This window comes from Pseudomonas sp. FW215-R2 (assembly GCF_058789255.1).
The window spans coordinates 43,660-70,414 of record NZ_JBYTBO010000025.1; the positions used below are offsets into that span (position 1 = coordinate 43,660).

Consider the following 26,755-nt stretch of genomic DNA (forward strand, 5'->3'; position numbering starts at 1 on the left):
CTCCTGAAGTAATGAAAAAACCTGCTGTTTTCATAGGCTGCAGAAGAATCTTAGGGATTGATTGGCCCCTCCACGAGATCCACTTTCAGGTTATTTCATGGAACCATTTCCACGCACGAGTGGCGCCTTCGAGGCCTGGCCGTAGTGGCGGATAAGGCACGCCATCTGGCCCAGCGCGCACAAGACACCGTCAGCGAAACCCGGGATGGCTTTCCAAAATCACTCCATTTGAAGTAGCCTTTTGATATCAAAAAGATATCAAACGTCTTCGAAGGTCGTCAGACCCGAGTTTTTGCGGAAAGGAATTCCATGAACAACGTCATTACGTAAACGCCTGCTTTTGCATTGATCTTTCCCCCCACACCCAGTAAAAAACCCTCTCCCTTTTCCATCCTCGCAAGGAGCAGCGGATGCTCGAGCTATCCACGGATCGACTGGACCTGCGCACGATGGTCGAGTCCGACTGGCTTCTGTTCCTCAGGCTGCATTCCGAGCCGCAGACCATGCAGTACGTGTTCGGCGAAATTGCCGAGGAGCAGGTTCGCAAAGGTTTCGAACATCGGCTCCCGGCGTGGGGGCCGCAATCGGAGCACTGGTTGTGCTTGGTGGTGGCCGACAGGGCCAGCGGCCAGGAGTTGGGCGTGACCGGGCTGCGCATTCTCTCGCCCGGGCATGCCGAGGTGGGTTGCCTGCTGTTGCCGGAACATCAGGGCAAAGGCTTTGGTACCGAGTCGCGGCAGGCAATCATCGACCATGCCGCATCCATCGGGCTGGACTCGTTGGAGTCGACCGTGACCGACGGTAATATCGCGTCCTGCAAGGTGCTGGAGAAATGCGGCTTTGTGTTCGCACGTCGTGTGCCGCAGGCCTACCAGATCGGTGATCGGTGGTTCGACGATCTGATCTATCACTATCAAATCCGCTGAGCCTTACGCTCAACGACTCGCCAAGGAGGCCTTTCGTCGTGAATCCCTATCAATGCCTGCCCCCACGTTCCTTCTGGCGTACGGCCGTGGCCGACAAGTCCGCGCTGGACATCGGTGAGCTGTGGACACCGCAATTCGAGATCGGCAACAAGGACGCCATCGTCACCGCCGGTTCCTGTTTTGCCCAGCACATCGGCCGCGCGCTGGTTGCGCGCGGCATGAACTGGCTGGATGCGGAACCCGCCCCGGACGCGTTGCCTGAGGCGGACTGGAAGGCCCACAACTACGGAGTGTTTTCGTTCCGCACCGGCAATCTGTATACCCCTGCGATGTTGTGCCAATGGCTCGAATGGGCGCTGGGCGTGAGCGCTCCGCCGGATGAGGTCTGGGTGCATGACGGGCGTTTCTTCGATCCGTTCCGCCCCGCCGTGGAGCCTGACGGATTTGCCAGCGAGCAGGCGTTGTTCGAGTCGCGTGAGGCCACCCTCGACGCCATCCGCGAAGCGTTACGCCGCGCCAAAGTGTTCGTCTTCACCCTCGGGCTGACCGAAGCCTGGCAACATCGCGAGACCGGTCTGGTGTATCCCGTGTGTCCCGGCACCGTGCGTGGCACTTTCGATCCGTTGCTCCACCGGTTCTGCAACTTCGGTTTCATGGACACTTATGGCGACATGGTCAGGGCGCTGGAGTTGATGCGTTCGATCAACCCGCAACTGCGCCTGTTGCTCACCGTGTCACCGGTGCCGTTGACGGCAACCGCTACCGGGCAACATGTGCTGAGCTCGACGACCTACTCCAAGTCGGTGCTGCGCGCCGTCGCCGGGCAGTTGTGTGAAGACCTGCCCGACGTCGACTATTTCCCGTCCTACGAAATCATCACCGGCACGCCGTTCAAGGGCGCGTTCTACCAGCCCAACCAACGGGAAGTCACACCAGAAGGTGTGGCGTTCGTGATGCAGCAATTCTTTGCAGGGCTCGACGCGGTTCAATCTGTGCAGGCGCCGACCACCTCCCCCTCCACCCGCGTGTCCAGCGAGGATCTTGTCTGTGAAGACGCCGTACTCGATTACTACGCCTAGGTTTCTGCTGCTGGGCGACTCCCATGCCGGCGTCATCGGCAAGGCAGCGCAGGCCCGTGAACTGCCTTTCGGCGGCGGCCCGTTGGGAACCGGTCGGGACTTCGCCGTCGACTTCTTCAGCCTGGCGCGCAATGACGTGGTCTTTCGGGATGGGGAAATGGATCGGCTGTATCGCCAGGCTCTCGATACGCTGAAAGTGCCGCAACTGGCGAAGGTCAGCGTGCCGCTGGTGAGCACTATAGGCCTGAGCCTGCACTACCTCGCCACCGCGCCGAACTGGACCTGCTACCAGAATGCGCACGGCGAGCTCGACGACGGTTTTCTCGCCGGGCCGTTGTTCGAGGCGGTCATCGACACCCTGTCCCGCCCTGCGCTGGCTTTCTATGAACAGGCCCTGGCGCTGAACCTCAAGGTGTTCGCCGTATTGCCGCCGCAACGGGTGCCGGAGCTCTCCGACACGCGCGTGTTCATGGCCGCACAGTCATTGCTGATCGAACGCCTGAAAGGGCTTGGCGTCGAGCTGATCGACGTGCGAGAGGCGGCGAACGATGAGCAGGGTTTTCAGCGTGAGGCGTTCTGCGAAGTGGATGACCCGCTGCACGGCAATCTGGCATTCGGTGAGTTGATCGTCGAGCAACTGATCCGTCGCGGCGTCTAGCACCTGTGGGAGCAAGTGGCTCCCACAGGTTTTTTCAGCACCATCAAGCCTTGGGCTGCGTCCCGAGGATCGTCACCCGCTCGCCATAACGCGAGTGCGGGAAATAATCCCAGATCGCGTGGTGCTGGGTGCAGCGGTTGTCCCAGAACACCAGCGTGTTCGGCGCCCAGCGTACGCGACAGCTGAGAGACGGTTCCCGAGCCACCAGGTCGAACAGCATGTTCAACAGCACCTGACTTTCGCCACCGGACAACTGCACGATGTGCGATGTGAAACCGGAATTGACGAACAGCGATTTGCGCCCGGTTTCCGGGTGACGAACCACCACCGGGTGTTCGGTTTTTGGCAGGTTGGCCGGCGCCTCATAGCCCTTCCACGGAATTGCGCCGTCGTGAATCGCGGTCAATTCGCCGAGAAACTGCTGCATCGTCGGCGAGAGCATTTCGATCGCCAGGTGCATGTTGGCGAACAACGTATCGCCGCCCGTGCCGATGGCCGGGGTTTCCTTGACGTACAACATCGAACCCATGGACGGCGCCAGGTCGGCCGTGCCGTCGGTGTGCCAGGTTTCGCCGGCCACGTAGCGCGATTGCGCATTGGCGCGGATCACCACCAGTTCCGGGTCATCGCCGTCGATGTCTTCCACCGGCAAGGCCCGCAGTTCGCCGAACAGCCGGCCAAACGCCTTGTGTTCCTCGACCGTCAGATGCTGATCGCGGAACACCAGCACGTGGTTCTCCAGAAAGGCCCGGCGGATTTCCGCGAGTTGATCGTCGCTCAGCGGTTGCGAAAGATCGACGCCGCCGATTTCGGCACCGATGATCGGCGTGATCCGGTCGACCGTGATGCGCTGATACGGTGCGCGCTTTTCTGCCGCGATGCGCTCGATTGCCTTGAGTGCCAACTGATCCATGTTCCCTCACCTTTTTTATTGGAACGACGCCGACGACGGCGACAGGGTCTCGCGCAGCGACCGTGGTCGCATGTCGATCCAGTGTTGATTGATGTAATCCAGGCAGACCTGGCGTTCGCCACGCATCCCGGCTGCACTCCAGCCGCTGGCCATCGGCTTGCCCGCCGGCCACAGGGAATACTGACCTTGGGCATTGATCACCACATCGAATTGCAGCTGTGCGTCATTCATGTCGCTCTCCTGTTGAACGGGATTGAAGCGGGGCCAGGTGCCGGACCAGCCCTTCTGCGAGGTGGCTGAACAGCACACGCCGCTGCTCGTCGGTCTGCGCACAGGCCCAGACGTACACCCGCGCCGACGCCGCGCACACCTGTGCGTACGCGTCAGCATCGTCAGTCGCGAATGCTTTGGCCGAAACTTCCACATTGGCACTCGCATGGGCCTGGGCAAACGCGGTGGCACTGGCTTCGGTATTCAGTTGCGCGTAATACACCGCGAACGCCTCGGCATCGCCGAAGTGCTCGGCGATCATGGCGGTGTTGCTCGGCGCGAGACCGTATGTCATCGCACTGGCATGGGCCTGGGCGTACGCCGCGTCGTAGGCGTAGGCCCGTCGATACAGCGCCAGCAACACCGGTTTGAGCATGGCCCGCCATTCGCCCTGACGTCCGGACAAGCCGAGCGCCGCCCGTTGATGCAAGCTTTGCAAGGCGAGCAGCGCTGGCCGATGTTCCGGCAAGGCCTCGCAGAGCATCGGCAGCACCATGTCGGCTTGCCAACCATGAACTGGCCGAAGCGACTGCGGTTCATCGACCCTGTAAATCCTTTGAAGCAAGACATCGGGCTGCTCTTCGCACAGCACCTGCGCCAAGGTCGGCAACCACCGAGGCATTGAAATCGGCTCATTCATATCGACGGCCCCTCCGTGCCAATCACCTCGGCCAGCATCCGCGCCCAGCGACCCGCCATGATGCCGTAGTGATCGGTGTCCAGCCGTTGCCAACTGCGCAATTGCGGCAGCAAGGCCTGCCAGTTGCGTTGCAGGTCATCCATGCTCCAGGCGTCGCCCAGCCCATAAGGGTTGGCGTGCCCGGCGATGAACATCCGCACCGGTGTGGCGGCCAACGCGGGTGGCTGGAAGTCGACCATGCTGCTCATATTGTTGCGACAGCACACTGTCAGCCGTTGCAGATAAGCCTGACGCTCCTCGGACATCGCCTGCCCTTCAACGTCAGGCCAGCGCTGGGCGAACTCACGCTGGAACACCTGCTCGATGGTCCGCTCGTCGATGCCGGCCAGTTCCGCACCGGCATCCGGCGCGGGTGGATCGATCAGGTACAGCAGCGGTTGCCTGAAGCCGTCAGCCTGGGCTTGCTGACACAGTGCCTGCGCCACCCAGGCACCGAACGACCAACCCGCCAGGCGCCAGGCACAGCCGGCCGGGAGGTGGGCCTTGATTGCCTCCAGATACAACCGGGCGCGTTCGACGATGCTGATGTTCGGTAGCGCCGGCAGACGCAACGCAGGGTCCGCAATCACGCACACCCCAAGATCCGCAGGCAGCGCCGAAACCAGTTCCCGGTAGGCCTGAACATCACCGCCCACCGGGTGAATCAGATACAGCCACTCGCGCCCGGCGCCGGCATGCCACTGATCGATCCGCACCGCGCCGCTCCAACTGCCCTGCGTGGCAGTTGGTGCCTCGACCGAGCAGGCTGTCACCAGACCCAACACCTCGCTCAGGCTGACCTTGTGACTGAACTGCGACAGCTGGAACACCTCACCGGTGGCCGCTTGCAGTTCGTCGATCAGGTCCAGCAAGGTCAGCGAATCCGCGCCCAGGTCGTACAGCGAATCGTCGTCCTCCAGATTCGTCACGCCGAGCCATTTGCAAAGGCACTCACGCAAGCGCACGGAAAGATCCACGCCTTTCGGCACTGCAACCGCCGCGGCAACGGCGCCGTGGCGAACCGGATAGAAGCGCCGCGCCGTGTCGATGCCGGTGGTGGAAACCAGCAGCTGTGGCAACTGCGCCGCCATCGCCAGATCGAATACCCGACAACCCTCTTCGGCCGACAAGCCGACCGTCAGATGTTCCTGATGCGCAACGTCACCGCCATTGCTAGTCGTGGCCATGCCGATGTCACGCCAGATGTCCCAGTTGATCCCCAGGCGCAGGCAAGTACTGGCCGAATCCGCCCGGTAATGAGTGAAGCCGTCGAGCACACCGCTGGCCGCTGAATAGTCCAGGTGCCCCGCGCCGCCGAACAATGCCGACATCGACGAGCAGTACAGGACGAAGCCCGGCGAAAGCTGTTCGATCAGGCTTTCGACCGCCAGCATGCCGCGGGTCTTGGCGGCCATCGCCTCGGCCATCTGCCGGGTATCGCGATGGCGAATCAGACTGCCCGCGCCGACACCTGCCGCATGAATCACCCCGCTCAGACGACCGTAACGCCCGGCCAGTTGATCGAGTACCTGCGGCCAACGCGACAGATCGGCGATGTCCGCCTGAACGCAGTCGATTCTCGGCGCATAAGTCGCGAGATTTGCAGGCAACTGTCCCTGACGCGAGAGCAACACCACACGCCGCCCTGGCGCTTGCAGCAGGTGTTCACACAGGGTCCGACCGATCCCGCCCGTGCCGCCCAGCACCAGAAACGTGCCGTCGTCCGGCAACAGGCTGGAGGTGGTCGCCAGGCTCGGCAATGGCTGGGATATCAGTCGTGGCTGCCACAGGTAACCGTCACGCACCGCCATTCGCCGAGGCAACGCGGCCGGATCGACAAGCAACGCCGCCAACTCCCCGGCCTGCGTATCAAGGTGCGGCGACGGCCAGTCCAGCCAGTGGCAACGCACCGGGTATTCCTGCGGCACCACTTCGGTGATCCCGGCCAGTGCCGCCAATTCGGGACGCCGAACCTCGCCGTCCACCGGGCACGCCTGCCACGACATCAACCACAACCGCAGACGTGTCGTGCGTGCAGTTTGCCCCCAGGCCTGCATCAGTGCGCTGACCGTGTCCAGACAGGCCCACTGCGCCAGATCCAGAGACTGCTCGTTGACTGCGCCTGACACCGCCAGCGGCAAGGTGTGCAGCCAGTCGAGTTCGCCGAGTTCAGGCTCTACGACCTCGGTGAGCAAGCGGCCCAATGCTTCGGAATCCAGCGGATCAAGCTCGAAGCGATCAGCGCCCAGTTGCTTGAAGCCATTTCCGGCGCGCACTTGAACAACGCGTCGATAAACAGCCCGCAGGTGCTCCAGCAAAGTCGAGTTGGGCGCGTCATGGCTGCAAAGGATCACCGTTTCTCGTGCGCCGTCCATTGCCTTTGTGTTCAGGCGTTGGACACGCACCCACTGCCGCTGATGGAACCACTGCGCCAGCGGTTGCCGCTCGATGCCTGCCGAAACGGGGGCAACGAATTCGGCAGCGGGTTGAAACCGATAAGTCTGAAGATCGAACGACGCTGGCGGCAAATCCCACGGCGGTGGCGCCGAGCGCTGCGGCCACTGGATAGTTGCGCCTTCGTACCACGCCTCCAGCAATGCCTGCGCTGAATGATCACGGGCGATCAGCTGTACACCCGACGCGGTGATTTCCTTGATCGTTGTCGGCAGCAAAGGAATTTCGTCACCCGGCCGGCAGACCATCGCAAAGCGCCAGCGCAGTTGCCTGCGACCTGACTGCAAGTGCCGCAGCAACGCGATGTGCTGCTCCGGATGCGCTTGCAGGTGTTCACGGATCACCGCGATATCGCGCAGCAATTCCGCTCGACTGTGGGCCGAGATCATCAGGAGTGGCGAGTTTTCTTCGGTCACTTCCTGCGCCTTGGGTGCGGCGCCGACAATCGCATGGGCGTTGGTGCCACCGATCCCGAAACTGCTGACACCGGCCAGACGCCGCCCTTCCGGCCATGGCCGGGACGTGGTGGGTACGTAGAACGGCGAATGCTCCAGATCGATCTGCGGATTGATCCGGCCGAACCCGAGATTCGGCGGCAGCACGCCATGGAACACCGCGAGGCTTGCGCGAATCAGACCGACCACCCCCGCCGCCGCCCCCAGATGTCCGATCTGGCTCTTCACCGAGGCCAACGCGCATTGACCGGCCGGCGCATCGCCGAAGGCCTTGGTCAACGCCGCGACTTCGATCGGATCGCCCAGCAAGGTGCCGGTACCGTGGGCTTCGATGTAGCCGATGTCGGCACCGGTCAATCCGGCGCGACTCAAGGCGTCGCTGATGACCGCACTCTGCCCGGCCACCGACGGCGCGGTGTAACTCATCTTGGCCCGGCCATCGTTGTTCAATGCAGAGCCTTCGAGCAACGCGTAGATCCGGTCGCCATCCGCCCGCGCCCTGGCCAATGGCTTGAGCACCACCACGCCATAACCACTGGCGCCGATGGTCCCGCTGGCGTCGTCGCTGAATGGACGGCACAGGCCATCGGCGGAGAAGATGTGCTGCGAGCGATGACGGTAACCATCGCTCAGGGTCGGGTCGATCAACACCCCGGCCGCCAGCATCACGTCACTGTCGCCCTGGCGCAGCATCGAACTGGCCAGGTGCACGGCGATCAGCGAACTGCCGCACGCCGCCTGCACGCTCAGGGCCGGGCCGTTGAGGTCCAGGTGATACGCGGCTTTGGTCGCCAGAAAGTCCTTGTCATGATGCAGCGCCATCTGGAAGCCGTCCGGAAGATCGCCTTCAGCGGTGTCGCGCAGCAGCTGCTGGAAGTACGTGGTTTCGCCGCAACTGGCGATCAGGCCGATGCGCGGGCCGTCCGCCGACGGAACGATGGCCGCGTGTTGCAGAGCCTGCACACAGCCCATCAGCAGGTGCCGCTGTTGCGGGTCCATCAGCCGTGCTTCCTGGCGGCTGATGCCGAAGTACTCGGGATCGAAATCGAGCATGCCGGCCAGTTGGCTGCGGGCGCCGACCAGGCCTTCTTCAGCGGCAAAGTGTTCGATGCCCAGCTCGTTACCCTGCACCATCGCCCAGAACTCGGACAGGTTCTGCGCCCCGGCCACATTGACCGACATGCCGATGATCGCCATCGGTTGATGGCTTGCATCGGCTTGTCGTACTCGCTCTACCGGCGCCACTGGAGCGGTCGACAGATGCGCCGCCAGACGTCGAATCGTGACGTGTTCGAACAGGTCGGCCATCGTCACCTTGTGCGGCAGTTCCTGGGTGTAACGCGCATGCAGACGCATCAGGCCGAGGCTGGTGGCGCCGGCCTCGAAGAAGGTTTGCTCCGGCTCGATGTCCCGCCCGATGACTGTCTGGAACAGCTCGCTCAGTTGCCGTTCCAGCGAGGTCAATTGAACAACCGGCTGTGGCGTGCTGCGACGCTCAAGCGCTTCGCCCAGAGCCGGCAAAGCCTTGCGGTCAATCTTGCCGCTGGGGGTGCGTGGCCAGACGTCGATCCGCCGATATTCATCGATTCGCACATGGGATGGCAGTCGGTGCGCCACCTGACGATCCAGCTGTTGAGACGTCGCGGGCTCGCCATCGAGTTGCAGCCACGCGGTCAGGCGTGGTGGATCGGTCTGAACCGCCACCACCGCGTTGACCACGTCCGGCACCTGCATCAGCGCCGCCTCGATCTGCCCCAGTTCCAGACGATGGCCGCTGAGTTTGATCTGCTGATCGTCGCGTCCGAGATAATGTAAGCAGCCCTGAGCGTCGGCCCATGCCAGATCGCCGGTGCGGTAGAACAAGCAGCCCTCTGCCAACTCGACGAACCGCGCGGCGTTCAGCGCAGGATCGGCCAGATAACAACGGGCAACCATCGGCCCGGCCACCAACAGATAACCGCGACTTCCGTTGGGCACCGGGCGATCATGCTCATCGACCAGCAGCAAACGGGCATTCCCAACGGCATGGCCAATCGGCGCCCGCAGCGGCCAGTCCCGCGCCACGGCTGGCAAACGCAACGCGCTGACCACGTGGGTTTCGGTCGGGCCATAGTGATTGAACAACGAAGCTTGCGGCATGCCGCCGAACCAGTTGCGCAGCGCGTCCGTGCAGAGCAGTTGCTCGCCAGCCGTGATCACCTCACGCAACGCCGACGGATAGATGCCCCGGGCCACGGCGGTTTGCGCCAGATGCTGCAAGGCCACGTAAGGCAGGAACAACCGTTCGATCCGCGCCTCGACCATGTAACCCAGCAACGCCTCGGCATCCTGACGCCAGCGCGGCGTGATCAGGTGATAGCAGCCGCCCCCGCACAGGGTGCTGAAAATTTCCTGAAACGACACATCGAACGACAGCATGGAGAACTGCAAGGTCACCGCTTTCGCCGGCAACTGCCCTTCCGTGCGCTGCCATTGCAGCAGGTTGCACAGGGTGCTTTCCGACACTTGCACACCTTTCGGTGTGCCGGTCGAGCCGGAGGTGAACAGCGTGTAAAGCGGTCGTTCACCGGCATGACGTGGACGCTCGAACGATCCGGCATCGGAGCGCATATCGACCCGGTGAACGGCGAACCGTCCCGCGTTCAGCTCATCCAGCGCCGCTTCGGTCGCGTCGCTGAACAACAGACAATGCGGCTGCGCCTGCTCCAGCACCTGACGCTGGATCGCCACCGGGTAAGCTGGATCAAGCGGCACGGCGGTCAGGTTGAGTTTGGCCAGAGCCAGCAAGGCGACGATGTGCTCCACCGACGCGTCGAGAAACAGCACGACATGCAACGGAGCATTCCCGGCCGGCAACGGATGACGCTCGACCAAGTCAGCAGCCAGAACGTCGGCCAGTCCATTCAGCTCGCCATAGGTGAGGCGGCGCTGACCTTTAACCAATGCAACCGCATCCGGCGTGCAATGCACCTGATGCTCGAACCAGTCCGCAAGGGTGTTGAACGGCAGCTCGCCCTTCGGCCCTTCACTGGCCGGGGCCAGACCGTGTCGATAAGGACCCAGCAGACTGTCGAGCGTTACCGCCGGGCTTTCCAGCAACAGGTCCAGACCACGGCGGAACAATGCGTTCAGCGTGCTCACCTGTTCTGCATCGAAATAGCTACACTGATATTCCCACCAGCACTCCAGCTGCGAGCCGCTGCCCACCATCAACAAGGTCAGCGGGCACTTGGCGTGCAGGTGTTCGTTGAACTCAAGGGTGGCGCGCAGGTTTGAGTCGGCCAATGCGGCGTAATCGGTGTTTTCCAGCACGAACATAAAATCGAACAGTGCGGTATTCGATGAAAGCCGCAGGTCTTCCACCAGATCCGCCAGCGCCACGTCCTGCAATGCCAGCACCTCACGCACGCTAGCGGTCTGCTGGCGCAACTGCTCGCCCAAGGTCAGTGCGTGGTTTACGGCGGTGGGGATCAGCACGGTGTTGGCGAACATGCCGACGCTGTCTTCGAACTCCGCCAGTGGCCGGTTGGACACCGGGCTGGCGATCCGTGGCCGCTCGCACCCGGTCAAGGCGTACAGGCTCCAGACGAAGACACTGAACAGCACTTCGAAACGGGTCAGTCGTTGTTGCGTGCAAAAGCGTTCCAGAGCGGCGCTGCGTACGGCACCCAAGGGTTCTCGATGCAACCGGGCATCCGGGCTGATTTCGCGCATTGGCATCAGTGCGGGCGACGGTTCTTCCTGCCGACGATGCAACTCGGCCAATGCGCGACGCTGGTCGCGGTAATGCGGATCGACGCCCCACTGGCGCTGCCACTGGCCAAACTCCAGCGTCGTCAGACGTGCTGACGGCTCAGGGCTTTCGCAACCCTGCACAGCATCGTTGTAGAGCTGCGTCAGGTCGTCGAACAACAGGTTCACCGACCAGCCATCGACGATGATGTGATGCAGGTTCAGCAACAGCCGGCAGCGGCCATCGGCAAACGGCAACAGCCACGCCTGAAACAGGTTCGGAGTGGTCAGGTCGAACGGTGTGCTGAACACCAGTTCCGCGAACGCCTGCCAGTTGTCTTCGGTGAAATGCCCGACGGCGAAGGTTCGGCAGGCCGGGCCTTGCTCGGCGATCACCTGATCAAGCCCATCGGCACCTGCCACAAACGTCGTGCGCAATCCGGGATGGCGCAGCACTAGACGTCCCACAGCCTCGGCCAGCGCTGATAGATCGACACCTGACGCCAGATGCAGAATCAGTGGCACGCTGTAAGCGGTCGAGTTCGGCGTACGTTGCTGCAACAGCCACAAGCGGCGCTGTTCGGCGGTAGCCGGCAAGCGTCGGGCCGTGGTGATCGGTGGCGCGGACGGATAGATCGAAGGCCACGTCAGCTCAGCGGTCAGTTGTTCGGCCAGTGCCGAGAACGGTTCATTGAGCAACGTGTCGATGGTGATCTCGCTCTGCCAACGGTTACGAATCGCCGAGCGCAAGCGCATGGCCTTGAGCGAATCGCCGCCACTGCCCAGCCAGTCATCCTGTGCGCTCAGGCTCGGTTGGCCGAGCAGCGAACGCGCCTGACCCAGCAACCAGTCCAGCGCCGGTGAAGCGTTGTCGTTTTCCATGACCGCCAAGGCTGAGTGCCACGGATTCAGCGCCTCGCCCAGCAAACCGTCACGATCGATCTTGCCATTGGCCGTCAGCGGCAGGCGCTCCAGCAGGAACAACTGATGCGGTCGCATATACGGCGCCAGTTGCGCTCGCAAGTGGGTTTCGAAGGCGTGATAGTCCAGATCCCCGCGCGGCACGATAAACGCCAGCATCTGATGATCTTCAGCCGCCTGACGCCGAGTGCAGACATACACCTGCGCCACGCCCGGATGCTCCAGCAACCGCTGCTCCACCTCCCCCGGTTCGATCCGGAAGCCGCGAATTTTCACCTGACGGTCGACCCGTCCCAGACACTCAATCAAACCTTCGGCATTGCACCGCACCAGATCGCCAGTGCGGTAATGGACGTGTGCACCACCGTCGAGGTCGGGCAAACGGACGAACTGACGGGCCGTTTCTTCAGGGCGATTGCGGTAGCCACGGGCGACGCCGCTGCCACTCAAATACAGTTCGCCCACCTCTCCCGCCGGCACCGGCCGTTGCTGCTCATCCAGCACCTGCACGCCGGTGTCCGGCAGCGGTCGGCCAATGGGCGCCGAGTCGCCGGTAAAGTCACGGCTGATCGGCCAGCACAGGGCAAACGTGGTGCATTCGGTGGGGCCATAGACGTTGTGAATCCGGCACTGGCTCTCAGGGTTGGCGCGGTACCACGCACGCACGGCAGCGGCGCTGATCTGCTCGCCGCCAATCAGCACCTGCCGCACGCTGGAAAAACACGACGGCCACTCGGCGATCAAGGTGTTGAACAGCGACACCGTCATGAACAGGTTGTCGACCCGCGTCCGCTCCAGCACCTCGGCCAGCCGTCGCGCATCCAGCACGTCCTCGTCGGCGATCATCACGCAGCAGCCACCGTTGAGCAGCGGTGCCCACAGTTCGAAACTGCAAGCGTCGAATGCCGGGTTGGACAGACAGGCGAAGCGGTCCGTCGGACGAATCTCGATATAGCCGTCGGTGTGCGCCAGGCGCAGCAAGCCGCGTTCACCGACCTCAACCGCTTTCGGCGTGCCGGTGGTGCCCGAGGTGTAGAACAGGAACATCACCTCGGCAAAGTCTTCAGCCAGCGCTTGCGGTGGAACGTCCGGTTGATCGAGCAAAGCCTCGACGCTGGTTTGCCACAATGAAGGCGACCACAGCGATTCATCATCCTGGGTAATCAGGCCGACACACGCTGCATCCGCCAGCATCAACTCACGGCGTTTGAGCGGACTGGCACGGTCCAGCGGCACGACCACCGCGCCAACCTTCAATGCGCCAAGGATCGCCGCCAGCCATTGCCAGCAACGCGGCATGCACAGCGCCAGCGACTGGCCGGGCTCGACGCCACGCGCCAGCAACCCTCGGGCGATGCGCTCGCTGGCGCTGGCCAGTTCGGCGTAGGTCAGGGTTACCGACCCATCGATGACGGCTGGGGCTTGCGGATGTTGCCGTACCTGTTCGTCAAAGCGTGCAAGCAAAGTCAGGTCATTGGACGCGTTCATCATTTCGCCTCCTGCGCGTCGAAGCGTTGCAGCTCCTGACGGATGATCTGCGAGACCCGATGGATTTCCGCACTTTCGAGCATGTCCCAGTGCCCGCCACTGACCAGTTTCGCCAGATAGCCGTGGCCGGCGCGGCGACGCCAGAATCCGCGCAGTTCATGCAACTGATGGCGGCTGAAATCTTCTCGGGCCTGAATCAGCACCACACGCCGGGCTTGCGGCGCACATTCATAGGCGGCCATCGCCATTCGGTTGTGGTTGTAAATGTGGAAATAGCGCTCGACTTGCGCGTCTTCGATGCCGGGGTACATGCCGTTGAAGCGCACCAGTTTGTCGCGGAACTCGGCCATGTCCACGGTGCCGATCTGCTCGCGGAAACCCGGATCGTCGCTGCCCTGGGTATCGAGCAGCACCACGGTCACCTGACGATGCCCCGCCGCCGTCAACAGCCGCGCCATTTCATAGGCCACCAGACCACCGAACGACAATCCGGTGAGGATCAGCGGTTGCGCGGTCAGCGGTTCGATCAGCCGCAGATAGGCCTCGGCCATTGCTTCGACTGTCGGCTCGGTACTCTCCCCCGGATTCAGCCCCGGCGATTGCACGCCGTAAACACCGGCCTCATCCGGCAACACCTTGGCCAGCGACAGGTAACAGAACGCCGTACCGCCCGCTGGGTGAATGCACACCACGTTGCTCTGACCCGAGCCTCGACGGAACTCGATCAGATTGCCCTGCGCAACCGCCGGGTTGGCCCCGACCCGCAGCCAACCGCCCAATGCTTCGATGGTCGGGTAGCTGAGCACCACGCGCACCGGCATTTCAACCGCGAACACCTGGCTGATTTCATGGGCCATCTTGATCGCGGCGATGGAGGTGCCGCCGACATTGAAGAAGTTGTCGCGAATGCCGATCTGCGGCACCAGCAGCAGGCGTTTCCAGATCTGGTACAGCGTCAGCTCGATGTGATCGCGCGGGCTGCTCAGGTTGACCTGACGATTGACCATTTCTTCATCCGCCAACGCAGTCAGTGCGGCACGGTCGACCTTGCCATTGGCGGTCAGTGGCAGCGCGTCCAGCCACAGATAACTGCCGGGGACGACCGCTCGGGGCAGTGTCGTCGCCAGATGGGCCTGCACCGCCGCTTCATCCATCGACTCGGAAACAACGCAACAAGCCACCAAACGCTGATCCTGCGCCGCTTCGCCGACCATCAGCACCACGGCGCTGCGAATGCCGGGAAACGCTTCGAGCCGGGCTTCGATCTCGCCCAGTTCCAGACGCACGCCGCGCAACTTGACCTGAAAATCGTTGCGCCCCAGAAACTCCAGCTGACCGTCCGGCCGATAGCGCGCCAGATCGCCGCTGCGATAGAGCCGATCGCCTGTCACAAACGGATTGTCGATAAAACGTTCGGCACTGAGCTGCGCCAGCCCCAGATAACCTCGAGCGACGCCGACACCGCCAATGTGCAATTGCCCGGTGACACCCACCGGCACCGGCTCATCGCGGTCATCGAGTACATAAAAACGGTTGTTGGAAATCGGCCGGCCGATCGGCAGTTGCCGGGCCGGTACTTCGGCGCCGGGCTCCAGGCTCCAGACGCTGTTGATCACCGTGGTTTCGGTCGGGCCGTAGACGTTGTGCAACCGAGCATGGGGCAGGCGCTCCTGAAAACGCCGGGCCAGGGCTGGCGGGAGTTCACCGCCGCCGCTGAACACATCGGTCAGCGAAGCACACTGGCTGACTTCTTCGACCTCCAGAAACAGCTGCAACATCGCCGGCACGAACACCAACGCCGTGACCCGCTGCTCGCGAACTTCGCGCGCCAGATAGGCCGGTTCGTAATGTCCGCCGGGCCGTGCAATCACCAGTCGCCCACCGGTTGCCAGCGGCCAGAACGTCTCCCAGGCCGAGGCATCGAAACCGAACGGGATCTTGTGCAGCATCGCCCCCGCTTCGCCGCAGACCTGCAAACACCACAACAGCAGGTTGCTAAGGCCACGGTGGGCAACCATCGCGCCCTTGGGCAATCCGGTGGTGCCGGAGGTGTAGATCACGTAGGCGAGATGGTCAGGGGTGACGCCGACACTGCGCGGATCGAGATTGTCCGCAGGCAACGACGCCCAGCTCACAGCGTCCTCTTTGAGGTCGAGGATCGGCGCTTCCCAGGTCGAACCTTGCAGTGCCTGACGCAATATCCCGTGCGCCGAGCCGAGGGTCAGCAACACCGCCGGTGTGCTGTCGCCGAGCATATGACTCAAGCGCCCCAGCGGATAATCGGGGTCCAGCGGCACATAGGCGCCCCCGGCCTTGAGCACCGCCAGCAACGCCACCGGCAATTCCAGCGAGCGCTCGATGCACACCGCCACGCGCACATCCGGGCCGACACCCAACGTGCGCAAGTGCCGCGCCAGTCGGTTGGCCCGGGCATTGAGTTCGGCGTAGCTCAGCGACTCACCTTCAAAGACCACCGCGCAGGCCTGAGGGGTGCTCGCGACCTGCACTTCGACCAACTGATGCACGCATGACGCCGTTTGTGTCAGTGGCGCGGTGCGGTTGAAGTCGACCAGCACCTGCTGACGCTCAGCCTCGTTCATCAACGGCAACGCATTGATCGGTTGCTTGGCGTCGGCTGCGATCTGTTCGAGCAGATGACGGTAATGCCCGCTCAGGCGTTCGATGGTCGCGACGTCGTAGAGGTCGGTGTTGTATTCCACCAGCAAGTCCAGCCGCCCTTCCCGCTCGACCCATTCAAATGCCAGATCGAACTTGGCTGTGGCACTGCTGGTGCCGTACGGCGCCAGCTCCAGACCGGGCATCTGCACCGCGTTGCCCGGGGTGTTCTGCAACACCAGCATCACCTGGAACAACGGCGAATGACCGGGATCGCGCGGCGGGTTGACGGCTTCGACCACACGGTCGAACGGCACGTCCTGGTGGGCGTGAACATCGAGCATCTGGCCACGCACGTCGCGCAGCAATTCGGCGAAGGTCTGCTGCGGATTCAGGCGCTGACGCAGCACCAGCGTGTTGACGAAATGGCCGATCAGCGGCTCGACTTCCGGGCGATTGCGGTTGGCGAACGGCGTGCCGATGCACAAGTCCTGCTGGCCGCTGTGGCGCCACAGCAACACCGCCAATGCGCCCAGCAGCACGTTGAACAGCGTGCCCTGAGTCTGACGGGCCAGCGCCGTGAGTTCGCGCAAGGTGCCGCCATCGACGGAGGAACTGAACGTGGCGCCGACATAGCGCTGCACCAACGGTCGCGGGCGGTCGGTGGGCATGGTCGACAATAGCGGCGCGTCGTCCAAGGCACGACGCCAGTAATCAAGTTGAGCGTCCAGCACCGCACCGCCCACGCGCTGCTGCTGCCAGCAGGCGTAGTCGGCGTATTGCACCGGCAACGGCGCAAGAGTCGGTGTATCGCCACGCAGATAATCACCGTACAGCGTGGCGACCTCATGCAGGATCACGCCCATCGACCAACCGTCGGCGATGATGTGGTGCACGCTGTACAGCCACAGGTATTCGTCGTCGGCCACGCGCAGTAACGACGCGCGCAGCAACGGCCCAGTGGCCAGGTCGAACGGCGCCCGTGCGTCCTGCTCGACGGCGATTCGGACCTTTTCTTCACGCTCGCTGACTGACAACTGGCGCAGATCCGTCACCGACAACGACAGCGGCATCGTCGGATGCACCACCTGTCGCGGCTCTCCCTCCAAACTGCAAAACGTCGTGCGCAGGATTTCGTGACGGGCAACCAGTTCGTTCAGCGCCCGCTCCAGCAGCGCGACGTTCAGTTGCCCTTTTAGCGTCACCGCCGTCGGCACGTTGTAGAACGGATTGCCGGGCTCCAGCTGATCGAGAAACCACAGTTGCCGCTGCGAGAACGACAGCGGCCATGCCGTTTCTTCGCCAACACGGCGGGGAATCACGGCGTCATCCCGGCCACCGAGCAAGGCAATCAGTTCCTGCTTGTGACGCTTGAGCGCCTGGGTCAATTCTTCGGTGAGATACCCGCGAGGCGCCTTGCAACGCAGCTTGTCACCGTCCACATCAAGCACCACGCCATGGCGAGCGAACAGCGCCAGCAATTGATCGGCATTCATACTTCGAACTCCTCCATGTCTTCGTCGTCCAGGCTTTCGGTCACAGGTTCGATGGCAAATGCCTCGACCGGCGCGCGGTGCTGCTCATCGGCCGTGCGCAGCCCGCCGATCATCGAGTAGATCAATTCATGGCTTGGCCCGAGGTCGAACAGCGCCGTCAGTTGCTGCTCCTCGACCGAACCGATTCCGCACAGGCCAAGGCCCTGCTCGACGGCGGTCATGCTCAGCAGTTGCGCCATCGCACCGCTTTCGATGTGGCAGAAGTCGCGGCTGCGCTCGCCATACAGCGGACGAATCGCCGCCATGTCGGCGATGAAAAACAGCGAGAACGCGGCGTTCTCGTACACCGGACGATTGACGAAATAGTCGTAGGTGTCCGGGTCGAGCAGTCCGCTCTGGAGCGCCAGCAAGCGATGCTGGCGAGGATCGTAGTAATACGCGCCACCGGGCACGCCGAGCACGCGATCCGGTTTGACGTAGAGGTAGGCCTGAATCGGGTACAACCCGCCCGCCGACGGGAACTGGTATTTCACCTCACCGTCGAGCTGCCCCTGCGCCAGTGCCGCCAACAAATGCGCGAAGGCTTGAGTCGCAATCGGCTGCGCGCCGAACTGGCGCACCGAGCGGTAATCGCTCAAACGCCGGGCGAAGGCCGGGTCTTGCGGCAAGTCCAATGCCACCTCCGGCAAGGTTTGAGCGAAGTCACGGCGACCGCGTTGCTCAGCCTTGAACTGCGCCCGCTGCTGCGGATCTTCGATGATCTCCTGCGGGGTCTCCGGTGCCTGCTGGACGTTGCCGAGCAATTCCTGACGGGCCCGGTTCTGGCGGTACATGCCCAGCAGATGCAGCAACGTCGGCTGGGCCAGCAGTTGCGCCACGTGCGGGCGGAACTGCAAGGCGCCGGACAAGGCGTTGCTGATCCTGACGATATCGATCGAGGTCGCGCCGAGGTTCAGCAGGTTGGCATTGGCGGCAATGGATTCGCGCTTGAGCACGCCCTGCACGATTTCCACCAGCCGCTGTTCCTGCGGGCCCTCGACTTCCAGCGCCGGCCCCTGTTCCTCGATTTGCTCAGGTTCCGGCAGGCGCTTCTTGTCGACCTTCCCGTTTGAGGACAACGGCCAGGCTTCGACGAAGGTGAACGACGTCGGAATCATGTACGCCGGCAGCTTGTCCGTCAGGTAGTCGGTGAAGTCACTGGCCTGCAACGCAGGGTCGGCCTTGAGCACATAACCCGCCAGACGTTTCTCGCCCAGGGTGCTGCCGAGAATGCGCACCACCGCGCTCTGCACGCCGGGATGGCGATTGAGCGCGGCTTCGATTTCGCCCAGCTCGATGCGATAGCCCTGCACCTTGACCTGATTGTCTTCGCGACCGAGGAATTCAATGTTGCCATCCGGCAGCAAGCGCCCCAGGTCACCGGTGCGATACAGCCGTTCGCCAGTCAGTGGATGCTCGAAGAAACTGCCGGCACTGAGTTTTTCATCGCGCCAGTAACCCTTGGCCAGACCGATACCGCCAATGTGCAGCTGTCCCGCGACCCAGGTCGGGCGGACTTGCAATGCTTCATCCAGCACGTAGAAGCGCTGGTGATCGAGAGCCTTGCCGTAGGGAATGCTGCGCCACGCCGGGTCGACGTGTTGCACCGGATAGCAGATCGACCAGATCGACGCTTCGGTGGCGCCGCCCAGGCTGATCAGTTGCAAACCTGGCTGCAAGGCCCAGGCCCGCTCGGGCAGAGTCAACGGAATCCAGTCGCCGGACAGCATCGCCACCCGCAGATTGGCGGGCAATGCACCACCCTCGCCCTCCACGTACTCGACCAGCATGCCGAGCAGCGCCGGTACCGAGTTCCACAGGCTGACCTGATGACGCTTGATCAATTCGAGCCAGTGCGCCGGATCGAGGGTCAGTTGCGGGTCGAGGATGACCACTGCCGCGCCCACGGCCAGCGTGCCGAAGAAGTCATAGACCGACAGGTCGAAACTCAGCGACGAGATCGCCAAGACACGGTCGGTCGGGCCGACGGCAAAACGGCGGTTGATGTCGAGCAAGGTGTTGACCGCACCTCGATGGTCGATCACCACGCCTTTCGGCTGGCCGGTGGAGCCCGAGGTGTAGATCACGTAAGCGAGGTCGCTTTCGTTCACCTGCACCGGTTGCAGTGGCAATGCATCGGTTGAGACTTCTTCGGTCACGGCAATGGCCGTGACCTGCGCCGGCCATTCGATCTTGTCGAGCAGCGCCGTTTGGGTCAGGACCAGGCTCGCCTCCGCCCGTTCCAGAATATGCCGCAGCCGCTCTGCTGGCTGACTCGGTTCGATGGGCAGGTAAGCGCCGCCGGCATACAGAATCGCCAGGGTCGCCACCACTTGTTCCCAGCCGCGCTCCATCACCACCGCGACCAACCGGTTCGGCAGCACGCCCTGCGCTTGCAGGCGGGCGCCGAGTTGCCGGGCCTCATTGCGTAGCTGGGCGTAAGTCAGTTGTCGCGCGCCGATTACCGCCAGTGCATTCGGCGTGACAAGGGCCTGATGCTCGAACAGTTCGTGCATCAGGGGCAGCGTTTTCTGAGTGTCGACCGGCGCTGGCAACCGTGCCTGCGGCAACAATTGTGGCGTGTTCGCAGCCCATGCTTGCGGCTCGCACAGGCGATCCAGCAACGCGTTGTAGGCGACAAACATCTGCTCGATCATCCCTTCCGGGAACAGTTCGTCGATGCTGTCCCAGTTGAACAACAGGCGTCCTTCCAGCTCCAGCAACGTGTGGTCGAGCCACACCTGCGGGGTCTGGGTGATGCTGTGCATGTGTTTGGCATTCAGCGCGTCGGCCAGGTTGAATTCGGCCAGCTCCGGCGCTGCTTCCGACAGCGTGCTGTTGAACACGATCGGCATCGCCGTCTGCTGCACGCCCCGGGCCTGGGACAATTCACGCAGCACCCGCACACCGCTGACCACCGAATGGTCGATGTCGCGCCACAGCTGCGCCTGCACCGCGCGGGCCTTGTCGGTAAAGGTTTGTGTCCCGTCGATGCCGACTTCCAGCAACACCAGCGAGGTGAAGTCGCCGATGATTTCGTCGACATCCGAATGCAGCGGCATGCGGTTGAACAGTGGCAGGCTCAGGGTGAAACGCGGCGTTCGGCTCCACAGCGCCAGTACTTCGCTGAACGCGGTCAGGAGCATCACCGACGGCGTCACCGCAAACTGTTTGGCCACGGCTTTGAGTTGCGCCCACTGCGCCGCCGACATGTCGCGGTCGCGCCGGGTGAAGTGCGGGTTGGCAATGCTCTCGGGTTGGCGCACCAATGGCAGATCCGGCGCCGGGGCCAGAGTGGTCACCCGTTCGCGCCAGTAGCCCAGCGCCTGCTCGTAGCGGCGGCCGCTGCGCAGTTGCTGTTCGGCCAGCACGTAGTCGCGGAAAGTCAGACCCGGTTCTGCCCGTTCCAGCGTCGGATCGACGTAGAACGCCATCAGTTCGCGCGCGAGAATCTGCGTACTCGCGGCGTCGACGATCAGCGCATCGAGGCTGATGTGCAAATGGGTGATGCCGTCATCGAGCAGCGACAGGCTGAACTCGAACAGCGGCCAGCGACTGGCGTCCAGCACTTGATGGGACTGACGTTCGCGGGTTGCTTCCAGCGTGCGCTGCGCCTCTTCGGCGGGTAAACCGCGCAGGTCGCTGCGAGTCATGCGATAGGTCGGCACCTGCGCCAGCACCTGTTGCGTGCCGTCGCTGAGGAACACCACGCGCAGCATGTCGTGGCGCAGGATCATGCGGTTCAGCGCTAGCTCGAAACGTTCCGCGTCGAATTCGGGAATACGCAGTTCTTCGTAACCGTGGGCGCTGACGCCTCCGAGGCTGACCGTGGCTTCGCGACCAAACCAATAGGCTTGCTGGATATCGGTCAGAGGGAACGGTTCATGTCGATTAGCGCGATCCGGCTCGATCTGGATAAACGCAGGTTCAATGCTCTGGTCATCACGCGAAACCTGCGCCGCCAGATCCAGCAACACCGGCGTCTGAAACAGGCTGCTCAGGGACAACTGCGCGCCCATGCGCTGATTGATCGCGTAGATCATCCGCGTCGCCAGCAGCGAATGGCCGCCGAGGTCGAAGAAGTTGTCGTGGATGCCCACCCGTTCGCACTTGAGCACTTCGGCCCAGATTTCGGCCATCTGCCGTTCAATGTCGTTGCGCGGCGCCTCGTACGTCGCCCCGGCGCTGCGTTCCGGTGCCGGCAGCGCCTGTCGGTCGAGCTTGCCGTTGCGGGTCAGCGGCAGTTGCGAAAGCCGGACCCAGGCACTCGGGATCATGTGTTCAGGCAACTGACGTTGCAGTTCGGCACGCAAGAACTCACTGGTCGCGGAGCCGACCACATAGGCCACCAGACGCTTGTCCCCGGCCACTTCTTCGCGCAACAGCACGGCGGCTTCCTGCACGCCGGGTTGCTGGTGCAACAGACTGTCGATCTCGCCGAGCTCGATGCGGAAGCCGCGCAGTTTCACCTGTTGATCGATACGACCCAGGTACTGCACGTTGCCGTCGGCCTGGAACTTCGCGAGGTCGCCGCTGCGGTACATCCGCGCGCCCGGTTCGTCAGTAAACGGGTCCGGCAGGAAGCGTTCGGCGGTCAGGTCCGGGCGATTCAGATAACCCCGGGCCAGGCAGGTGCCAGCAATGTACAACTCGCCCGCCACGCCGACCGGCACCGGATTCAGATGTTCGTCCAGCACGTACAGCCGCGCGTTGGCGATGGGACGGCCAATGGGCGGCGCGTCCGGCCAGGATTCGGCCTCGTTGCAGTCAAGGCTGAACTGACTGACCACATGGGTTTCGGTCGGCCCGTACTGGTTGTGCAACTGCGCGCCGCCCAGTCCACGGACAAAACCGCGTAGCTCGTCATTGATTTGCAGGGCTTCACCGGCGGTGATGATCTCGCAGCCGCCGGCCGGCATCGGTGCATCGGCCTCGGTCAGGCCGGCAAGTTGCTGCAACACGGCGAATGGCAGGAATGCTCGCTGCACGCCTTCGGCTACGAGTGTGGGGCGCAGCGCGGCGAGGTCCTTGCGACTGTCTTCGGTCATCAGCAACAGGCTGCCGCCCTGGCAGAGCGTGCTGCAGATTTCCTGGAAAGAGACATCGAAGTTCAGCGAGGCGAATTGCAGCACGCGCTGCGGTGCCACAGCTTGATCGAGTTGCCAGGCGATCAGGTTATCCAGCGCGCGACGGTTGTGGGCCACACCTTTCGGGCGCCCGGTGGAGCCGGAGGTGTAGAGCACGTAGCCCAGGTGTTCCGGGCTCACCGAGACCTGCGGATCATCAGTTGGGTGTTGTGCCCATTGCGATGCGTCCGCGTCCAGGCAGCAGATCTTCGTCTCGTTGGCCGGCAGCCCGGCCATCAGGCTCGATTGCGTCAACAGCAAGGTCGGCGCGGCGTCGCTGAACATGAACGCCAGACGCTCGCTCGGGTACGCCGGGTCGAATGGCACGTATGCCGCGCCGGCCTTTAGGATTGCCAACAGGCCGATGACCATTTGCGGCGAGCGTTCCAGGCACAGGCCGACGCGATGTTCAGGGCCGACGCCTTGCTCGATCAGATAATGCGCGAGACGGTTGGCAGCTCGATTCAGTTCGCCGTAGCTCAGTTGCTCGCGCTCGGCGAGCAGCGCCACGGCTTCGGGACGTTGCCGAGCCTGGGTCTCGAATCGCGCCACGCAATCGGGCAGTGACGACGTATCGCGTGAAGTGCGGTTCCAGTCGTGAACAATCTGCTGATGTTGCTCGGTGCTCAGCAGCTTGATCCCCGCCAGCGACTGTTCGCTGTCCTCGACCATCTGCGTCAGTACCCGACGCAGGCACTCGCCAAACTGCTCGACAGTGCCGCGTTCAAACAGGCCAGAGGCGTATTCCAGACCGCCGACAATCTGTCCGTCTCGCTCATGGAGCGCCAGTTGCAGATCGAACTTGGCCACGTGATGACTGCTCTCGACCGGCGTGACTTCAAGCCCGGTCAGCAGCAGATCGGAATCCTGATCCTGCTCCCAGGCAAACAGCACCTGGAACAGCGGACTGTGTGCCAGACTGCGCGACGGATTAAGCAACTCCACCACTTGCTCGAACGGCAAATCCTGATGCTCCTGAGCGCCCAGCGCGACCCGCCGCGCCTGTTGCAGCCATTGCGCCACCGACGGCGAACCCGATCGGGTCATGCGCAGGGCCAGGGTGTTGACGAAGAAGCCGATCAACCCCTCCAGTTCTTGTTGCGGACGGTTGGCCGACGGCACACCGATCACCACATCGTCCTGCCCCGACAGGCGCGACAACAGCAGCGAAAAACCGGCCAGCAAGTTCATGAACAGCGTGGTGCCTTGCTGCATGCCCAGGGCTTTCAGGCATGCGGTCAACGCTTCGTCGAAGACCAGCGGCACAAAACCGCCGAGGTAATCCTGCACGGGCGGACGCTTGTGATCGGTCGGCAACTCCAGCAACACCGGCGCGCCGGTGAGGGTTTCGCGCCAATAGCGGTTTTGCTGTTCCAGCACGTCACCGGTCAGCCATTGTTTCTGCCACACCGCGTAATCCACGTACTGCACGGGCAATGGCGGCAGCGGATCGTCGCGATCCTGCAACGCCGCTTCGTACAGTTGCCCCAGTTCCCGGGTGAGCACACCCATCGACCAGCCATCGGAGATGATGTGGTGCTGGGTCAGCAGCAACACATGGTCATCCGCTGCCAGTCGCACCAGACTTACGCGCATCAGCGGGCCGCAGCTCAGGTCGAACGGCCGGGCGCCCTCCTCGTCGATCAGATGGGTCAGACGTTCTTGAGCATCGGGACCTTGCAGATCGGTTACGGTCAGTCGAATGCTGTGCGCGGGCGGTGAAACCTGCTGCCGCCCTTCCCCTTCAACGGCGATGAAGGTGGTGCGCAGCGCGTCATGGCGTGCCACCAGTTGATTGAAGCTGCGTTCGAGTGCCGCCACGTCCAGTGAACCACGCAAGCGCAGGTTCAGCGGCATGTGATACGCCGCGTTGCCTCCCTCCATTTGCGCCAGAAACCACAGGCGCTGCTGGGCAGACGACAACGTTTGCGCGCCCGACCGTGAAAGGGCCGCAATGGCTGGACGAGCCGCAGCCTGACTGGCTTGCAGCCGTTCGGCGAACGCTGCCAGCACGGGTGCGGCAAACAACGTCGAAGGCGCGACTTCCAGCCCCAGCGTATGACGAATCTGCGCCAGCACGCGCATCACCAGCAGCGAATGACCGCCGAGGGCAAAGAACTGATCCTCACGCCCGACCCGTTCGACGCCGAGCACTTCGGCCCAGATCGCGGCGAGCGCGGTTTCCAGCGAGCCTTGTGGTGCCTGGTAATCCCGTTGGTCGAATGCCTCAACGTCCGGTGCCGGCAAATTGGGCCGATCGACCTTGCCGTTGGCGGTCAGCGGCAGCGCATGCAGACGCACGAACGCGGTCGGTACCATGTAATCCGGCAGGCTGATTTTCAGCTGGTCACGCAGGGAACGCGGGCTCAGCGTTGTGCCCGGTTTTTCGCAGTAATAAGCGACCAGTCGAGGTTCACCGAGGCCGTCCTGACGCAGCAGCACCACGCTTTCACGCACGCCCGCAATGTCCGCCAGCCGGGTTTCGATTTCTCCCAGCTCCAGGCGCAGGCCGCGCAACTTGGCCTGGGAGTCGTTGCGGCCGAGGAATTCCAGTTGGCCGTCGGCCCGATAACGCGCCAGATCCCCGGTTCGGTACATGCGTTCGCCCGCCACGAACGGGTTGTCGATGAAGCGCTCGACGGTAAGTTGCGGCAGGTTCAGATAACCCCGCGCCACGCCGACGCCACCGATGTACAGCTCGCCTGCGACACCCTCCGCAACAGGTGCACTTTGAGCATCGAGCAAATAAATCCGGGTATTGGGCAGTGCCCGACCGATGGGCAGCACAGTGTCGACCTGACTGGCGTCGGTGAACTCGAAACAGGTGCTGTCAATGCTCGCTTCGGTGACGCCATAGGCCTGGACGATCTGCACCCGCTCACCGCACAACCTGCGCAATTGCCGTGCGCTGTGGGCAGTCCAGATGTCCGAGCCGCCGACCACGGTGCGCAGGAACGACAAGTCATGGCCGGTCTCTTCAACCCAGGCCAGCAAAGGGTTGAGCAGCGCCGGCACGAAGTCGGCAAAACCGATCTGCTCTTCGCGCATCAGGCGATACAGGGCCGGCGGATCCATCAAAGTGTCCCGAGGGCACAGCACCAGTGTGCCGCCAAACCCCAGCGCACGAATCAGATCTGCACTGAACACGTCGAAGGAAAAACCGGCCATTTGCAGGTGATTGATCGGCTCATCCAGCGCATAGAGTTGCGCCCAGGCAGCGCTCACGGCGATCAGCCCGCGGTGCTCGACCATCACGCCTTTCGGGGTACCGGTCGACCCCGAGGTGTAGATCACATAGGCCAGGTGCCGAGGTGTCAGGCCTGTCGCGTAGGGATCGGGATTGTCAGGTGACTGTGAAGCCCAATGTGTTGAATCGCCCAGGTCGAGCACCGTCGGTGCAGTGGCCGATTGTTCAAGCGCGGCCAACAAGACATGCCGCGCCTGGCTCTGGGTCAGCACCACCGGCGGCGCGCTGTCGGCCAGCATGTGCGCCAGCCGCGCCGTCGGATACGCCGGATCCAGCGGCACATAGGCGCCACCGGCCTTGAGCACCGCGAGCACGCCCACCAGCATCTCCAGAGAGCGCTCAAGACAAAGCCCGACCCGCACATCCGGCCCGACTCCGAGGCTGCACAGGTGATGGGCCAGGCGATTGGCGCGGGTGTTGAGATCGCGGTAACTGAGCGCCTCTTCCTGCCAGCGTACGGCAATGGCCTCGGGGTTGCGCAGCACCTGCGCTTCAAACAGACCGTGCACACACAGATCGGTGTCGAACGGAATCAAGGATGAAACGTCGGGCTGCGCGGGATTCGTCCCACGCAAGGAAGTGTTGTCGAGCATCGGAAGCTACCGTCCATGACTGCATTATTTTTGTGATCAGGCAGAGACAGCACGCGCCCTGCC

General features: G+C 63.0%; 9 protein-coding genes. 3 read left to right on the forward strand and 6 right to left on the reverse strand.

Going from position 1 to position 26,755, the window contains the following annotated elements:
* Window positions 1-410: 410 nt before the first annotated feature.
* The 3 genes from AC3WRD_RS26130 to AC3WRD_RS26140 are packed head-to-tail and all read left to right on the forward strand — an operon-like array spanning window position 411 to window position 2,663.
* Window positions 411-926 carry a GNAT family N-acetyltransferase gene (locus AC3WRD_RS26130; protein WP_102622151.1) on the forward strand — a complete coding sequence of 172 codons (516 nt, stop codon included), beginning with the start codon at window positions 411-413 and terminating at the stop codon, window positions 924-926.
* Between the two features lie 38 nt (window positions 927-964).
* The gene (locus tag AC3WRD_RS26135) at window positions 965-2,005 is read left to right on the forward strand and encodes a GSCFA domain-containing protein (protein WP_102622150.1); all 1,041 of its coding nucleotides are present in this window, start codon (window positions 965-967) and stop codon (window positions 2,003-2,005) included.
* On the forward strand, window positions 1,974-2,663 hold the full coding sequence (locus AC3WRD_RS26140; protein WP_102622149.1) for a hypothetical protein: 690 nt from the start codon (window positions 1,974-1,976) through the stop codon (window positions 2,661-2,663). Before AC3WRD_RS26135 ends, AC3WRD_RS26140 begins: the two co-directional genes overlap by 32 nt.
* A gap of 43 nt (window positions 2,664-2,706) precedes the next feature.
* Here the strand turns inward: AC3WRD_RS26140 and AC3WRD_RS26145 are convergent, their stop codons facing one another.
* The 6 genes from AC3WRD_RS26145 to AC3WRD_RS26170 are packed head-to-tail and all read right to left on the reverse strand — an operon-like array spanning window position 2,707 to window position 26,692.
* The gene (locus tag AC3WRD_RS26145; RefSeq protein WP_102622148.1) at window positions 2,707-3,576 is read right to left on the reverse strand and encodes a TauD/TfdA dioxygenase family protein; all 870 of its coding nucleotides are present in this window, start codon (window positions 3,574-3,576) and stop codon (window positions 2,707-2,709) included.
* A gap of 15 nt (window positions 3,577-3,591) precedes the next feature.
* The gene (locus AC3WRD_RS26150) at window positions 3,592-3,807 is read right to left on the reverse strand and encodes an MbtH family protein (protein WP_096820614.1); all 216 of its coding nucleotides are present in this window, start codon (window positions 3,805-3,807) and stop codon (window positions 3,592-3,594) included.
* A complete protein-coding gene (locus tag AC3WRD_RS26155; protein ID WP_102622173.1) occupies window positions 3,800-4,468 on the reverse strand; it encodes a hypothetical protein in 669 nt (222 codons plus the stop codon). The genes AC3WRD_RS26150 and AC3WRD_RS26155 overlap by 8 nt, the downstream gene beginning before the upstream one ends.
* Before the next feature lie 14 nt (window positions 4,469-4,482).
* Entirely contained in the window at window positions 4,483-13,578 is a 9,096-nt protein-coding gene (locus AC3WRD_RS26160; protein WP_102622147.1) for a non-ribosomal peptide synthetase, read from the reverse strand.
* Window positions 13,575-17,687 carry a non-ribosomal peptide synthetase gene (locus AC3WRD_RS26165; RefSeq protein ID WP_102622146.1) on the reverse strand — a complete coding sequence of 1,371 codons (4,113 nt, stop codon included), beginning with the start codon at window positions 17,685-17,687 and terminating at the stop codon, window positions 13,575-13,577. The genes AC3WRD_RS26160 and AC3WRD_RS26165 overlap by 4 nt, the downstream gene beginning before the upstream one ends.
* Window positions 17,684-26,692, reverse strand: a complete 9,009-nt coding sequence (locus AC3WRD_RS26170; RefSeq protein WP_102622145.1) for a non-ribosomal peptide synthetase — start codon at window positions 26,690-26,692, stop codon at window positions 17,684-17,686. The genes AC3WRD_RS26165 and AC3WRD_RS26170 overlap by 4 nt, the downstream gene beginning before the upstream one ends.
* Window positions 26,693-26,755: the final 63 nt, after the last annotated feature.

Bases quoted from the DNA above. Each gene is read 5' to 3' on its own strand.
- AC3WRD_RS26130 (WP_102622151.1), top strand. From the start codon at position 411: ATGCTCGAGCTATCCACGGATCGACTGGACCTGCGCACGATGGTCGAG.
- AC3WRD_RS26145 (WP_102622148.1), bottom strand. From the start codon at position 3,576: ATGGATCAGTTGGCACTCAAGGCAATCGAGCGCATCGCGGCAGAAAAG.
- AC3WRD_RS26150 (WP_096820614.1), bottom strand. From the start codon at position 3,807: ATGAATGACGCACAGCTGCAATTCGATGTGGTGATCAATGCCCAAGGT.
- AC3WRD_RS26155 (WP_102622173.1), bottom strand. From the start codon at position 4,468: ATGCCTCGGTGGTTGCCGACCTTGGCGCAGGTGCTGTGCGAAGAGCAG.
- AC3WRD_RS26160 (WP_102622147.1), bottom strand. From the start codon at position 13,578: ATGATGAACGCGTCCAATGACCTGACTTTGCTTGCACGCTTTGACGAA.
- AC3WRD_RS26165 (WP_102622146.1), bottom strand. From the start codon at position 17,687: ATGAATGCCGATCAATTGCTGGCGCTGTTCGCTCGCCATGGCGTGGTG.
- AC3WRD_RS26170 (WP_102622145.1), bottom strand. From the start codon at position 26,692: ATGCTCGACAACACTTCCTTGCGTGGGACGAATCCCGCGCAGCCCGAC.